9 protein-coding genes are annotated in these 14,760 nt (G+C 59.5%); 5 read left to right on the top strand and 4 right to left on the bottom strand.

Annotated elements, in window-relative coordinates; genetic code table 11:
• Positions 1 to 295: 295 nt before the first annotated feature.
• From NQE15_RS14925 to NQE15_RS14915, 3 genes are read left to right on the top strand one after another with little or no spacing between them, the layout of a single operon-like run.
• Positions 296 to 715, top strand: a complete 420-nt coding sequence (locus tag NQE15_RS14925; protein ID WP_265942463.1) for a hypothetical protein — start codon at positions 296 to 298, stop codon at positions 713 to 715.
• A complete protein-coding gene (locus NQE15_RS14920) occupies positions 712 to 2,190 on the top strand; it encodes an ATPase domain-containing protein (protein WP_265942462.1) in 1,479 nt (492 codons plus the stop codon). Before NQE15_RS14925 ends, NQE15_RS14920 begins: the two co-directional genes overlap by 4 nt.
• Before the next feature lie 11 nt (positions 2,191 to 2,201).
• A complete protein-coding gene (locus NQE15_RS14915; RefSeq protein WP_265942461.1) occupies positions 2,202 to 3,995 on the top strand; it encodes a putative bifunctional diguanylate cyclase/phosphodiesterase in 1,794 nt (597 codons plus the stop codon).
• A 40-nt stretch (positions 3,996 to 4,035) separates the two neighbouring features.
• Here NQE15_RS14915 and NQE15_RS14910 read toward each other — a convergent pair whose 3' ends face one another.
• The 4 genes from NQE15_RS14910 to NQE15_RS14890 all read right to left on the bottom strand — a co-directional run bounded on the left by NQE15_RS14910 (position 4,036) and on the right by NQE15_RS14890 (position 11,541).
• Positions 4,036 to 7,053 (bottom strand): EAL domain-containing protein, encoded by a 3,018-nt coding sequence (locus tag NQE15_RS14910; RefSeq protein WP_265942460.1) that lies wholly within the window; start codon positions 7,051 to 7,053, stop codon positions 4,036 to 4,038.
• 402 nt (positions 7,054 to 7,455) lie between these two features.
• Entirely contained in the window at positions 7,456 to 7,965 is a 510-nt protein-coding gene (locus NQE15_RS14905) for a hypothetical protein (RefSeq protein WP_265942459.1), read from the bottom strand.
• A 246-nt stretch (positions 7,966 to 8,211) separates the two neighbouring features.
• Positions 8,212 to 8,748, bottom strand: a complete 537-nt coding sequence (locus NQE15_RS14900) for a phasin family protein (protein WP_265942458.1) — start codon at positions 8,746 to 8,748, stop codon at positions 8,212 to 8,214.
• 168 nt (positions 8,749 to 8,916) lie between these two features.
• On the bottom strand, positions 8,917 to 11,541 hold the full coding sequence (locus NQE15_RS14890) for a diguanylate cyclase domain-containing protein (RefSeq protein ID WP_323054994.1): 2,625 nt from the start codon (positions 11,539 to 11,541) through the stop codon (positions 8,917 to 8,919).
• A 275-nt stretch (positions 11,542 to 11,816) separates the two neighbouring features.
• On the opposite strand from NQE15_RS14890, the gene NQE15_RS14885 reads away from it, so the two are divergent.
• Positions 11,817 to 12,308 (top strand): phasin family protein, encoded by a 492-nt coding sequence (locus NQE15_RS14885; protein ID WP_265942457.1) that lies wholly within the window; start codon positions 11,817 to 11,819, stop codon positions 12,306 to 12,308.
• A 258-nt stretch (positions 12,309 to 12,566) separates the two neighbouring features.
• On the top strand, positions 12,567 to 14,729 hold the full coding sequence (locus tag NQE15_RS14880) for an ATP-binding protein (RefSeq protein ID WP_265942456.1): 2,163 nt from the start codon (positions 12,567 to 12,569) through the stop codon (positions 14,727 to 14,729).
• Positions 14,730 to 14,760: the final 31 nt, after the last annotated feature.

Raw genomic sequence — 14,760 nt, 5'->3', positions numbered from 1 at the left:
ATGAATCCTTTTCTGGTGGCGACCGGCTTTGCCGGGAAAACATCGGGGCCGGCCTCAACGACAGGCTAGTCGTTGACCACTTCATTTTCCGTACGGCAGCACCCATAGCCACTCCGGGTAAGACGGATTTCGCACTGCCGGGCACGCGATTGGAATGCGGCTGTGTGCGCGGTGCGGATATGTGCGACAGGGCACAGATTCGTCAAGGCCTCTGCACGACAATTGCATTTCGCCGTGCAGGTCGTGGCGAACGCAATTGCCTCCCCCCGTTTCGATATCAAAGAGGGATTCCCACATGAACCGCGAGATCAGCAGGAGAACACTGGTGCAGCGGGCTGGGAGTGGCGCCGACGCCAAGGCAGTCGCCGACGCCGCAATCAGTATCTGGCACGACGCCAGAGTCCGGCTCGCCCCGGTGATCGGCGGGCAAGGGGTCGATGTCCTGCTCCGGCGTTCTCTTCATCTCGCCGGCCGGACCCTCCCCTGCCTGGCGGTGGCCGGGCATGCGGGCAGCAGCACTGAAGAACTGCTGGCAGCCCTTCAGGCACGCCTTGCCAGTTGCGAGACAGCGCTTGCCATCGAGGCCAGCGATGCCCTTTTTGTGACCTTCACGGAGCTACTGGCCAGCCTGATCGGCCAATCGCTGGCCGAGCGTCTGCTGGCCCCGATCTGGGCACCGCCGTTACCCGCATCAAAACCGGAGAGCACAACATGAACAACAAAGTCGCCATTCACCGACTCGCCACCGGGGTGCCCGGGCTCGATGCCATACTGGGCGGCGGCCTGCCGGAATTTTCCTTCAATCTGATTGTCGGAACACCAGGCTCAGGCAAGACGACGCTGGCCCACCAGATCATGTTCTCCCTGGCGACACCGGAGCGGCCGGCACTGTTCTTCACCGTGCTCGGCGAGCCGCCCTTGAAGATGCTGCGTTATCAGCAGCAGTTCTCCTTTTTCGACGCCGAAAAAATCGACACCTCGATCCGCTTCGTCAATTTGAGCGACGAGATCTCGATGGGCAATTTCGACCAGCTACTGGCGCATATCACCAAAGAGGTCGAGGCATTTTCGCCAGCCCTGGTCTTTGTCGATTCGTTCCGTTCGGTCATGCTCGAGGCAGGACGCCAGAAGCAGGACCGGCTCAACCTGCAACAGTTCATCCAACAACTGGGTGTCCTCCTCACCGGCTGGCAGGCGACCACCTTTCTGATTGGCGAATATCTCTCGGAAAGCGATCCCCCGCCGGTGTTCACCGTAGCCGACGGCCTGCTCGTACTGGACCAGCTCGTCTCGCGCAATTCGATGGTGCGCAAGCTGCAGGTTCTGAAAATGCGTGGCCAGGCAACCCGCCCGGGGATGCATACCTTTCGCATTACCGGCGATGGGGTCGAAGTATTTCCCGCGGCCATCGTTCGCGACGACAGCGGCAGAGCGCACCAGGAGGCTGCCCCGAAACCGAGCGAAGCACGGCTGACCATGGGCGTCCCGGACCTCGACCAAATGCTCGGCGGCGGCTTGCCGGCTGGCTATTCGATGCTGGTGGCGGGGCCATCCGGATCGGGCAAGACCATACTCGCCACGGCCTTTCTGGCCGAGGGCGTGCGCATCGGCGAGCCGGGCATCATCGTCGCGTTCGAGCAAACACCCAGCCAGTCGCGAACGCGCACGATCGACGACATGGTGCGCGCCGGCAGCCTCGGGCTGATCAATACGCGGGCGCTGGATCTGTCGATCGACGAGATTGTTCAACGCCTGGTCGACCTCATTGACAAGATGAAAGCCACCCGGGTGGTGATCGACTCCTTGTCCGGCTTCGAACTGGCGGTAGCGCCGAGCTTCCGAGAAGACTTTCGCGAGTCGCTGTTTCGCATGGTCGCCGTGCTCTCCGGTCTCGGTGTCACGGTACTGATGACCTCGGAACTCGAAGACCGCTACACGGATCTCCGCTTTTCACCCTATGGCTCGGCTTTTCTTACCGACGCCATCATTGTCCAGCGTTACATCGAAGTCGAGAGCCGCCTCAAACGCGTCATGGCCGTCGTCAAGGTGCGCGGCAGCGCCCACTGCGACGAACTCCGCCAATACGAGATCGTCGACGGCCATATCGTCATTGGCAATCCGGTGGCCGATTACGAGGGAATCCTCGGTGGCCGGCCGACACAGACCTCTGCACCAGCCTCGATTGAATGAGGAAAGAAACGATGCGAAAAAAGAACGTCCCGAGTACCAGCAGCACCGCCGGGCAACCAGCCGCCGCCAAGACAAGCGAATCCTTGCCGCATACCGCGGCCCTGAAGATACTCGGCGAGCGCGAGGCGACGCTCCTGGCCGACGAACGGATCGCCGACCAGCGCGAAGAAAAAGCTGACCGGCGCCAGGCAACGGCCGACCAGCGCCAGGAAAATGCCGACTTGCGCCAGGCAACGGCCGACCAGCGCCAGGAAAATGCCGACTTGCGCCAGGCAACGGCCGACCAGCGCCAGGAAAATGCCGACTTGCGCCAGGAATCGGCCGACTTGCGTCAAGTGGCTGCCGATCTTCGCCAGGAAGCTGCCGATCAGACTGAACAAGCAGCACGGGCCAAGGCCGAGTTGAGCGCGATCACCGAGGCCGACTTGCGGGAAGCGAACGAACGTCTGGTCGTCGCAACAGTTCGCGCCCAGACGATGACCGAGGCGGCGGAACGCGTCACCGAGCAGATGTCGTATATGGCCCAGCATGATTTTCTGACCGGCTTGCCCAACCGGGTCCTGCTCAACGACCGCCTGGCCCAGGCGATCGCCCTGGCCGAGCGGCATGGCAAGCGCGTCGCCCTGATGTATCTCGACCTTGACCATTTCAAGCATATCAACGACTCGCTCGGACATGCGATCGGCGACCAGCTATTGCAGTCCGCAGCGCAGCGCCTGCAAGACTGCCTCCCCCGTCACTCGGATACGGTCAGCCGCCAGGGGGGCGACGAATTCGTCGTCCTGCTGGCTGAGGTCTATGCGGCACAAGACGCGGTTGCTACCGCCGAAAAATTGATCAAGACCATGGCCGAGCCGCACCAGATTGCCGGCCATCGGCTGCACGTCACCTTGAGCATCGGCATCAGCCTCTACCCTGACGACGGCAAGGACGCCGAAACCGTAATCAGGAATGCCGACACGGCGATGTATCGGGCCAAGAAATCCGGGCGCAACAACTACCGGATGTTCACGCCGGACATGAACACCCACGCCGTCGCCCGCCGATCGGTCGAGGATGCGCTGCATCAGGCGCTCGACGAGGGCGGATTTGTCCTGCATTACCAGCCGAAAGTGAATCTCGAGTCGGGCGCGATTACCGGTGCCGAAGCGCTGGTTCGCCTGCAACAGGCCAATCAACCGGTTATTTCTCCGAGCGAGTTCATCAATGTCGCCGAAAAATGCGGCCTGATCATGCCACTCGGCAAGTGGGTGCTCGGCGAAGCCTGCCGTCAGGCGGTGGCGTGGTTGCAAGCCGGTCTCAATTTCGGCCAGATCGCCGTCAACGTCTCGGCGGCCGAATTCCATGGCGAGGGATTTCTCGCTGGCGTCAGGGCCATTCTGGACGAAACCGGCCTCGACCCAAGCCGTCTCGAAATTGAAATGACCGAAAGCGGGCTGATGCAGGACACGGTGCCGACCACTGAAATCCTGCGCGCCCTGAAGGCGCTCGGTGTGCAGATCGCGATCGACGACTTTGGTACCGGCTATTCCAGCCTGAGCTATCTGCGGCGCTTCCCGGTCGATACGCTGAAAATCGACCAGTCCTTCATCCATGACATCGATGGTGAAAGCACGGAAGGCTCCCTGGTCAGCGCGATCATTGCCATGGGCAAGAGCCTCAAGTTGCGGATCATTGCCGAAGGCATCGAAACACCGCAACAACTAGCCTTCCTGCAGTCCCATCAATGTACCGAAGGACAAGGCTATTACTTCAATCGCCCCCTGCCCGCCGATGATTTCGCTGCCCTGCTGAAACCAGCCTGAACCAGGCAGTCGAAATCCGGGCGCCCCCTGCGTTGACCGCTTACGCCTTCAGGTTGGCCGCCGGTTCGCCACGGGCAAACGACTCGAAGCCATCGATCGGAATCGGCCGGCTGAAGAAATAGCCCTGATAGGCGTGGCAGCCAGCATCTGCCAGGAAATTCCTTTGCTCTGCCGTTTCCACGCCCTCGGCAATCACCCCCAGGCCAAGGCTCTGGGCCAGTGCCACGACCGTTCTGGCAATCGCCGCATCGTTGGGGTCGATGAGCACATCGCGGACAAACGACTGGTCGATCTTCAACTGACTCAGGGGCAGCCGTTTCAGGTAGGACAGCGATGAATACCCGGTACCGAAGTCATCGAGCGAGAAGCCGACACCGTGGTTCTTCAGGGCCAGCATTTTTTCGATAATCTCCTCGACGTTGTGCACCAGGAGGCTTTCGGTCAGCTCCAGCTTTAGTCGTTGCGGATCGGCGCCGGTCTCCGCGAGAAGCGAAAGCACTTCATTGACAAAATCGTCCTGGCGTATCTGCCGGGCACTGACATTGACGGCAAGGTTGAGATGGCTCATCTCCGGTCGCTTGGCCCACAGGGCCAGTTGCAGGCAAGCGCTCTGCAGAACCCAGTGGCCCAAGGGCAGGATCAGCCCGGTCTCTTCGGCCAGGGGAATGAAGTCGGCCGGCGAGACCAGCTTGCGCACCGGATGCAGCCAGCGCACCAGGACTTCCGCACCCGTAACCTGGCCGCCGTCGTTTACCTGAGCCTGATAGTGCAGGACGAACTGATTCTCCTCGATCGCCAGGCGCAAGTCGCTCTCCAGCGCGGCGCGCTCCTTGGCAAACGACTCCATCTGGGGGTCGAAGAAGTGCGAGGCATTGCGTCCCGATTCCTTGGATCTGTACATCGCGAGATCGGCCTGTTTCATCAGATCGTCGACTGTCGTCTGTTGCCCCTTGAACACGGTGACCCCGATGCTTGCCGTGCTCGCGTGAGCGATATCGCCAAGCCGGTAGATATGGTTGAGTACAGCGAGAATTTTGTCGGCAACCATTTCGGTATTGGCGACGGCGTCCAGCTCGCTCGAATTCAGGCCGGTCAGCACCACCACAAACTCGTCACCGCCAAGGCGAGCCACGGTGTCCCCTTCACGGATACAGCTCGTCAAGCGCTGGGCAACCTGTTTGAGCAGCAGATCGCCCATGTCATGACCGAGCGTGTCGTTGAGCGTTTTGAAATTATCGAGGTCGATAAAGAGCAAGGCACCGTAACTCCCGCTGCGGGCGCTTGCCGTCATGGTCTGCTTCAGGCGGTCATGCAGAAGCGTACGGTTGGGCAGGCCGGTCAGCTGGTCGAAAAAGGCGAGCTGATTGATCCTTTCTTCGGATTTCTTGCGTTCGGTGAGATCGAAGTGCGTACCGATGTAATGGCTGACAATGCCATCCCCGCCCTTCACCGCCACGATGTTCAGCCATTTGGGATAGATTTCGCCACTCTTGCGCCGGTCCCAGACCTCGCCTCGCCACCCCCCGGTACGATTGATGCACTCCCACATGGTGCGATAGAACTCGGCATCGTGCTGACCGGAGTGCAGAAAGTTCGGGGTCTGCCCGATGCATTCGACGGCCGTATAGCCGGTGATTTCGGTAAAGGCGCTATTAACCCGCAGAATGACACCGCTGGGGTCGGTAATCATCATGCCTTCCTGCGCCTCAAAGGCCGTGGCGGCGATCCGCTGCTCGGTTTCAGCCAGCCGGCGAGCGGTGATGTCGGTGTACACCCAGACCGAACTGTCGAGAGGCGCCGTTGGGTCCAACGGGCGGCCGGTCATCATGATCCAGATGCGCGTTCCATCCTTTCGGCGCATCTCCGCCTCGACCTGGGCGAAGCCGTGTTCCGCCATTTCCGGGTACAACTGCTCACCAACTGTAGTGAATTGCTCGTTCGAGCAATAAAACATTTCCGTGCTTCGGCCTTCGATCTCCTGCGGCCCAGCGTAGCCGAAGATCTCCGCCTGACGCCGATTGCATTTGACCACCTGGCGATGGTTCAGCATGACGATGCCGACGTGGGCGTTGTCGAAAATCAAACGCTGCTCCTCCAGCAGGTCGCTGATCCGATGCTCGGCCAGGCGACGTTCCCGGGACTGATCGCGCCGCCGGTTTTGTGTGAGCAACAGCGCTAGCGAGCCGAATAGCGCGATCACGCCCAGCAAAATGCCTTGCACCAGGAAATTTTTTCGCCACGGCGCAAAGAGCACGGCCAACTCCCGGCTTGCCGCCACCACCAGCGCTTTGTCCATCGTCGGGAGGTGGATCGTGCGCAAGGCCATCATGCGTTCATCCCCCGTCACAAAAGTGGTCCCGCTGAACACATTGGCGGGCAGGCCACTCTCCCGGTGGCGCATGAAGAAGCTACCAGGCTTGGCCAGATCCGCTCCATTGGTTTCCGAGTTGTGCGGCAAGGTCAGGAACAGCTTGCCGTCGCCATGGGCAATCGACGTTCGCATATCAGGCGCATAGCGCACCGAATCAAGAAGGATGGAAAAATACTCGGGCACCAGGCTGACAATGACGATGCCACCGAATTTGCCGTCTGGCCGGCGAATCGTTCGCGACAGACTGATCACCCAGGAACCGAGAGCGGTCTTGAACGGTGCGCTGACTTGAAAGATGCCGGGGTCGGGACTCCTGATCGCCGACTTGAAATAGTCACGCTGGGCGAAGTTCATGCCGACCAGCGTCTCGTTGCTTGATGCGATTACCGCCCCGTCCGCCTGAATGACCAGGATGGGGTAGATCCCGATCATGGCGTCGTTGATGATCTGCAACTGGCGATTGGCGCGCTTGAAGCCATCGTTCTCGACTTGCCAGCTGGGCAGGTCGGCAAGTATCTGTTCAATGACGCGATTGGCGAGAAGCAGTTGCGGCACTACATTCTTTTCAATGACCGCAGCCTGACTCGCCAGACGTTCGCGCTCCAGTATCTCGCCCTGCCGGTACTCCTGGACCTGCAAATAGCCGAGAAATCCACCCAGCAGCAACAAAGCACCAAGGAGAAACATCCATTCGGCTAGAAAGCGCCATCTGCGGGGCAATGGTTGGTTCAAGGTCATGGCATGTTCCGGATCATTGAATCTGTTGTGCTGCTCCAATGCGAAATAGATTCCCCTGATTGCACAAAGTGGGCCGCGCTGGTTGCAGGTCAACGCCCTGCCCCATCCTCCGCAACAGATGCTGCAGCCATATTCAATGCAAGCCTAGTGAGAAGAGCTATGTTGGTCTGCGCGGCAACGCACGCAATTTTCCACGGCGCCGGCTCAGCGCGTGGCTTCGAGAAGCGGCTCGCAACGCCTTGTCCGGACGGTGCGGCAACGCGACAGCATCGGCTCAGGCTAGGCCGGGCAGATTTGCGGCAGGGAATGATCTATACGTTCGCCGGCACCCGACGGCGACACCGGGGCGGCCTAGATCTTATTGTTCAGGCTCCAGATATCCTGTGCTTCATAAGCGACCTCTGGATATAACCGGTCGTGATCCTGCATCAGCCTGAAAAGCGCAACCGACACCTCTTTTGGGAAGCCTTGTCGCGTTCCGCCGCGGGTATCGCTGAACAGTTCGTTGATAAATGCCGAAAAATCCTGGGAACTCCACAACCCGGCCAACTTTCTCCCGATGTGCGGGAACCGTTCGTTCACGATCTTGAAGTTCTCGTTCTCTGCCAGCGTAGCCGCAACTGAAACCGGGGCTGAGGTTTGCGCGGCGCGGGGGTGAAGCCTGAGGTGGGCAATGCGTAAGGCTTCCAGCGTGGCGACGATATCTTTCGGAAAACCAGCGCGCGAACCACCGCGCGTGTCACCGAGCAACTCGCTGATGTAATCGCCGACCCCATCCGTTTCCCACAAGGCGAGGAGCTTTTTGCCGATATGAGGGTAGCGCTGGTTGATCAGTTGAAACCGTACATCATCATCTAACATGGTCCTCTCCACCTCGGTCCGATGACCGAGGAAATGGTAAAGCACAGCGCATTTCAATCGATGTCAGAAATTGAAAAGGGCTGACGTACCGTCCGTTAGATGGAAAGAGGCGGGATTGGTGCCCTTTTTCTTGTTCATCGCTCCTGCAACAGGACCGGATCAGCCAGACCAGGACACTTTGGTTACGCTACCAAGCAAAAAGGCCCGGTGAAGTCACCGGGCCTTTCCTGGCAGCGAAAGCGCGAATTACTTGGCTTTCTTAGCCGCAGCAGTGGTGGCCTTGGTTGCGGCGGCAACGTTGGCTTGTGCGGTTTCGGCGAACTGCTTGGCCGCTGCATTCATGTTGCCGAAAGCCGAATTGGCGGCGGCAATCGCGCTCTGGATGGCGGCGAAGGCGCCTTCAGAACCGGCCGGAGCAGCCTTCGAAGCCTGCTCGAGCAGGCTGGCCACGGACTTCTGGAAACCGCCGAACTGGGCTTCGACCATCTTGGCCAGCTCTTCCTGGGTCTGCTTGGTGATTTCGACCATCGACTGCGTGTAAGAGACTGCCTTTTCGATGGCTGGTTTAGCCAGGGAGGCCTGGACGGCAGCGGCTTCCTTGGGATCCTTGGCGGCGGCCAGGGCCTTGGCACCGGCGGCCGTATCTTCCAGCGCAGCACGGGCGGTATTGAGGTTCAGGCTGGCGATACGCTCGGCCGAAGCCAGGGCGGTGTTGGCAACAGCCAGCAGGGAATCGACAGCGGCCTTGTTGGCAGCGACAAATTGTTCGGCATTGATCGACATGGGTATCTCCTAAGTGAGTTAAACGGCATTTTTTTGACACAAACAACACAGAATACTTCGCTGCAAGAACGGATGCCTGAAAGCGCCAAGCATGGTCTCAAACAATACTTACACCAGCTTGACGCTTTCTGCCCAATTGGCCCCAGCCCCCGCACACGGGCCGGGAAATCACCCGTGAACCGTTAAAAGATCAGGCGAAGCCAGTTTCAAATCCGCATCGTGGAAGCGAACCACGTTCCGCCCTGAACCTTTGGCCTGCTTCATGGCTTTATCCGCCCAATTGAGGATATCGCCAGGCTTGGCTTCGTGATTGACAAACACGCATACCCCGATACTCACCGAGCAACAATACTCGAGCGTTTTCGTCTTGCGCTCCTGCCTGATTTTCAGCGCATAGGGCTTGGCCAGCGAGGTACGGATAGTATCGGCAATGAGACTGCACTTGACGGCAGCCTTGGTTTTATCGGTATCCAGGTCGTTGATGATCACGAGGAATTCATCGCCACCGAGGCGAGCTACGCTGTCCATCTCGCGCACGCCGATTTGCAGGCGAGTGGCAACCTCAATCAGCAACAGGTCGCCCACTTCATGTCCATGGCTATCGTTCAGCGACCTGAAGTGGTCCAGATTCAGGAAGAGCAGCGCGCTGTAACGACCACTCCGTTTACTGGACGCCATGGCATACCGAAGTCGATCCTTGAACAAGATCCGGTTCGGTAGTTTGGTGAGCGGATCGTGGAACGCCTGCTCGCGAATCTGTCTCTCCATCGCCTTGCGCTCGGTGAGATCCGTGTGCGTGATAACCGCGCCATCGCGCGCGTTCTGCATGAGCGGCGTGACGGTCATCAAGTACCAGCGGTTCTGCTTTGGTGACGGGCACTGGTATTCCATGCGAAAGCTCGGCAACTTTCCGTTGAGGACGGCCTGAATGCCGTCGTAGGCAGCCAGTGCGCCAGGAGACATGGCATCGATGCCGGCCTGGCAGACGGCGAGGTAATTGGCGCCGACATCGGTGTGCGGCGCAGCACTACCCGGATCAATACCGTTTTCCCGTGAAAATTCGCGCCAATGGTCGTTGACCACGAGAATCACGCCATCGCCATCGACGACGGCAATCGCCGTCGGCACGGAATTCAGGATCGAGCGCTTCAAGGCATTGCTATCCTGTAATGCCAGCTCGAGCTCCTTGCGCTCGGTGATGTCCCGCGAAAAACCAACCGTCCCCAACAAGTCCCCCGACTGGACCGGCGCCTGATATATCTCGAACCACCGACGCAGTCCGTCCGTTTCGATCATCGACTCCACCGGCTGGCTGGAACCGCCGGCCAGCACGGCTTGATCATCAGCCCACTCGTCCTCCTCCAGCCCAGCGGAAGAAAAAGCCCGATTAGCAGCCAGGAAATGCCCCTGGTCGTCTTTCAGCCAGGCCATGAACGGGAAGTTGTCGAGCAAGGTGCGCAGGTAGTGCTCCCGATCCGCCAGCAGCTTTTCGGCTTGCCTTTCCGCGGAGACATCGATCGCCACCATCCGGCACTCCTGACCGTTCTCGTCCGAGACGGCCTCGATTCTGATGCTCGCCTGCGGACGCTGCCGGGTTGGCAGCAGCGTAATTTCGCATACCTTCTTGCTGCGGCCGCTCAGAACGCCGGTGAGAAAAGAGTTGAATTCGCTCAGGCATGACGTTGCGACAAAGGCCGCGAAGCGATGCTTGCGTTGCTCTGAGCGCTTGATGCCGAGCAGGATGGCGGCGGCAAGATTGAGATCGAGAATGGTGCCTTGAGCACTCAGCGTGAAATAGCTGACCGGCGCGAAATCATAGATGTCGGCGTAGCGGTCGCGCAGTGCACAAGCCTCGCCACTGATGCTGCGCAGTTCTTCAAGCTGGATTTCAAGTTCGATCTGATGGACCTGGAGCTCATGCAACAGCCGTACGGCATCAGTCTCCTGGCCCAACTCCGGCGGCCCGGTTTCCTGGAGCTGCAACTCGGCCCGCTGACGCAGGGGCGCCAGGTTCGGCCGGACCCGGTCACTGGCCTCCTCATCCGGTGCCAGTCGAGACAGGCGATCCAGTTCGCCCTTCACCACGGCGTAACACTCACAGACTTGCGCCTCGATACCGGCCCGGTCGATAACCGTGATCCGGCCCCGGCTGTATTGAATCAGGCCGGCGGCCTGCAGCTTCCCTGCGGCCTCGGTTACCGCCTCGCGCCGCACGCCGAGCATGCCGGCGATCAGTTCCTGCGTCATGTTGAGCTGGTTGCCCGGCAGACGGTCCAGGCTTAGCAAGAGCCAGCGGCATAGCTGCTGCTTGATCGAATGGTGCCGATTGCAGACGACACTCTGGGCCATCTGGGTCATCAAGGCCTGGGTGTAGCGCAATGATAGTTGCTGCAATCCGCCCGGCTGATCCAGCTCCCAGCGGGCCAGGTCGGCCCTCAGCCGATAGGTATGACCGCCACATTGCACGACGGCGCGATGGGTCGTGGTTTGCCCGCCGAGAACCATCGGAACGCCAACCAGCCCGTCATTGCCGGCAATCGCCAACTCTGCCGTCGAACCGTTGATCGTGGTGAACACCAGCGAAACAATCGAAGTCGTCGGGAAATAGAGATATCCCGGACGATCTCCCGCGTCGTAGAGAACCTGCCCCGGTTCGAGCTGGATGAATTCGAGATTGTCGACCAGCCGCTCATACTGAGCGCCGGCGAGCGCCGCCAGAATTAAGTTCTCTTTTGGCCTGTCAATTAAAACCATCGCAACCGTGCTCCCCTGGCATTTTTTCTGGAACTGCATCTCGGGCAAAAACCCGAACGTCTTATGCCAATGGAAAAACTATAGTCAGAAATTCGCAGTTGGTATGTTCGTTTCCGCACATATCGTGACAATCACAAAAAGCACGTCCAATTGACTCCGCATGTCAAGCAGCAGCTGCCAATCGCTATGTGTGACAACCAACAGAAAGTACCGTGGCGATTCCCTAGACTGAACATTGGAGTTCATTGCGAATTTTGGTCAAGGCGATATGCCGGCCCCGCTGAACGCCTTATCCAGCCAACAAGGAGCAATAAATGCAGAGTTACAGCCCTGAACAGATCGATGCAATCAAGAGCAATGCGGACACCGCAATGGCGTTTTCGAACATTGTCCTTTCCAGCTTCGAGCACTTGATCAACCTGAATCTGAGTACGACCCGGACTCTGCTCGAGGAAAGTGCCGCCGCTACTAGCCTGATGCTTGAATCCGGCAACTCGACGTCATCGACGAAAGCCCAGAAGGCAATCCCCGAAACGGCCACGCAGAACGCAATGGCCTATTTTCAGGAGGTGCAGGAACTGACCACGGAAACCCAGCAAGAACTGACCCAGCTGATGACCTCCTATTTTTCGGCGCATGGCCATGGCGCAAACCCGAGTGCCGCATGGCTCAAGGGATTCGACGGCGTATTCAAGAGCCTCGGGCATCAGGTCAGCGCCATCACGGAGGCAAACCACAAGGCAATGGCCGACGTTACATCCAGAGTGGCAAAGGCAACAGCTTCGCAATCGGCGAAGCACGCCTGAAGACCACGGCCATCGCGCTATCAAATTGGGAGCCCCGCCGGTCGGGGCTCTTTTTTTCCACTTTCGCGCGGCACGGAGACAGGCCATTTTTTACCGACAGCGTTATATGCACCGGGCAAATTCATGCTTGGCTATTCTTTTCGCATGAGCGTAAGGTCTGGCCGTTAGCCGACCCAACGCCTGGACCTAGATGAACCGGATTTCCCTTCGGCATGGGCTTGCAGTAGCTGGCGGAAGATTGCATCCGAAAGGCTCCCGATGACCATGGAAAATGATGCCGCAGCCCTGCGCAGGGCTGCCGAGGCAATGCTGGACAAACAGGTGGCGGCCAGCGCTTATTCTCCGGAGGTTGATCTGGCGGTCCTGGTGCACGAACTGCAGGTGCATCAGATCGAACTGGAAATACAGAATAACGAGTTGCTGGAAAGCCAGGCTCAACTGGAGGCGGCGCTCGCCCGCTACACCGAACTGTACGACTTCGCTCCGGTCGGCTATTTCACCTTTTCCCGCCACGGCATCATCCGCCAGGCCAATCTGGCAGGGGCCCGTTTGCTGGGCGTTGATCGCATCCGCTTGATCGGTCGCCATTTCGCCGATTTCATCGCGCTTGCTGCCCGCCCGGTATTTGCCGAGTTGCTGAACAAGGCATTCGTCAGCCATGACCGTGAAACCTGTGACATTGCCCTGGTCACCGGCGACCCGGCCGCCAAAAGCCCATTCGTCCATGTCGAAACGGTGCTCAGTGGCGAGGGTGAGGTTTTCCGTGCGGCCGTGGTGGACATCAGCGCCACGAAACTGGCCGAAGACAAGCTAAGCCAATTGGCCCTGGCGGTCGAACAAACCACGCAAAGCGTTGTGATCACCGACCTGGAAGGCAATATCGAATATGCCAATGCCGCCTGCACGGTGGCCTCGGGCTATGCACTCGACGAAGTCCTCGGCAAGAATCCGCGCCTGCTGCATTCCGGCCAAACGCCACGCGAAACCTATGGCGAGATGTGGCAAACCCTGACCAGCGGCGAAACCTGGCATGGCGAGTTCATCAACCGGCGCAAGAATGGCGAAGTCTTTGTCGAGAAAGCCATCATCTCGCCGGTACGCCAGGCCGATGGCCAAATTACGCACTATGTCGCGATCAAGGAAGACGTCAGCGAGCACAAACGTAACGCCGAGGAACTCGACCAGCATCGCCACCATCTTGAAACGCTGGTTAGCCAGCGTTCCGGCGAAATCATCGAACTCAACCGGCAACTCAAGGAGCAGGTGGTGGTCGCCTCGGCGGCCAGTCGCGCCAAGAGTTCATTCCTTGCCAACATGAGTCACGAAATTCGCACGCCGATGAATGCCATCGTCGGGTTGACCATGCTCCTGCAGCGCCGCAGCGGATTGAGCGCGGACGAATCGGACAAGTTGGAGAAAATTGCCGGCGCCGCCAATCACCTGCTGGCGATCATCGATGCCATCCTCGACCTGTCGAAAATCGACGCGGGCAAGTTCGCCCTCGACGAAAGCGAAGTCAGCGTCGGCAGTCTGGTCGCCAATGTCGCCTCGATGCTGTTCGACCGGGCGCGGGCCAAGGAGCTTCAGCTGCAAGTCGACACCCAACCCCTCCCCCATCATCTGATCGGTGATCCGACCCGGCTCCAGCAGGCCCTGCTTAATCTTGCAGCGAACGCCGTCAAATTCACCGAAACGGGCGCCGTTACCTTGCGGGCGCACCCGGACGAGGAAACGGACGACAGCGTACTGGTTCGCTTCGAGGTCGAGGACACCGGAATAGGCATTGCCCCAGGCGTCATCCCGAAACTATTTTCTTCCTTTGAACAGGCCGACAATTCGACGACGCGCCAGTACGGTGGCACCGGACTGGGCCTGGCCATCACGCGCAAGCTGGCCCAGCTGATGGGCGGCACCGCCGGGGTATCGAGCACGCCCGGTGTCGGCAGCACCTTCTGGTTCACCGCGCGGCTCAAGAAGGGGCAAGCATCCCGCCTGCCAAGCGCGGCCGCCGCAGCCGACTCGGCTGAAGAAAAGCTACTCCGCGAATTTCGCGGTCGTCGAATTCTGCTGGCGGAAGACGAGCCGATCAACCGGGAAGTCACGCTGGAAATGTTGAAGCTTGTCGGGCAATCCGTGGAGTGTGCCAACGATGGGGTCGAGGCGCTCAGACTGGCCGGCATCAATCACTACGACCTGATCCTGATGGACATGCAGATGCCCAACATGGATGGACTGGAGGCGACCCGCCAGATACGGCAGTTGCCTGCCGGCGCCCAGCTGCCGATTGTGGCGATGACGGCCAATGCCTTTAGCGAGGACAAGGCGCGCTGCCTCGACGCCGGCATGAACGACTTCATTACCAAGCCGGTTAATCCGCGTGTCCTGTTCATCACTCTGCTGAAATGGCTGGCGCCCCGCTAGCCGGGCATCCCGAAACCGGCTGCTTGCCGGG

It is taken from the genome of Dechloromonas sp. A34, from assembly GCF_026261605.1.
In the GTDB taxonomy this organism is placed as follows: Bacteria; Pseudomonadota; Gammaproteobacteria; order Burkholderiales; family Rhodocyclaceae; genus Azonexus.
Note: the sequence above shows the minus strand (reverse complement) of the source record. Positions and strands in the feature narration are given on the sequence as shown.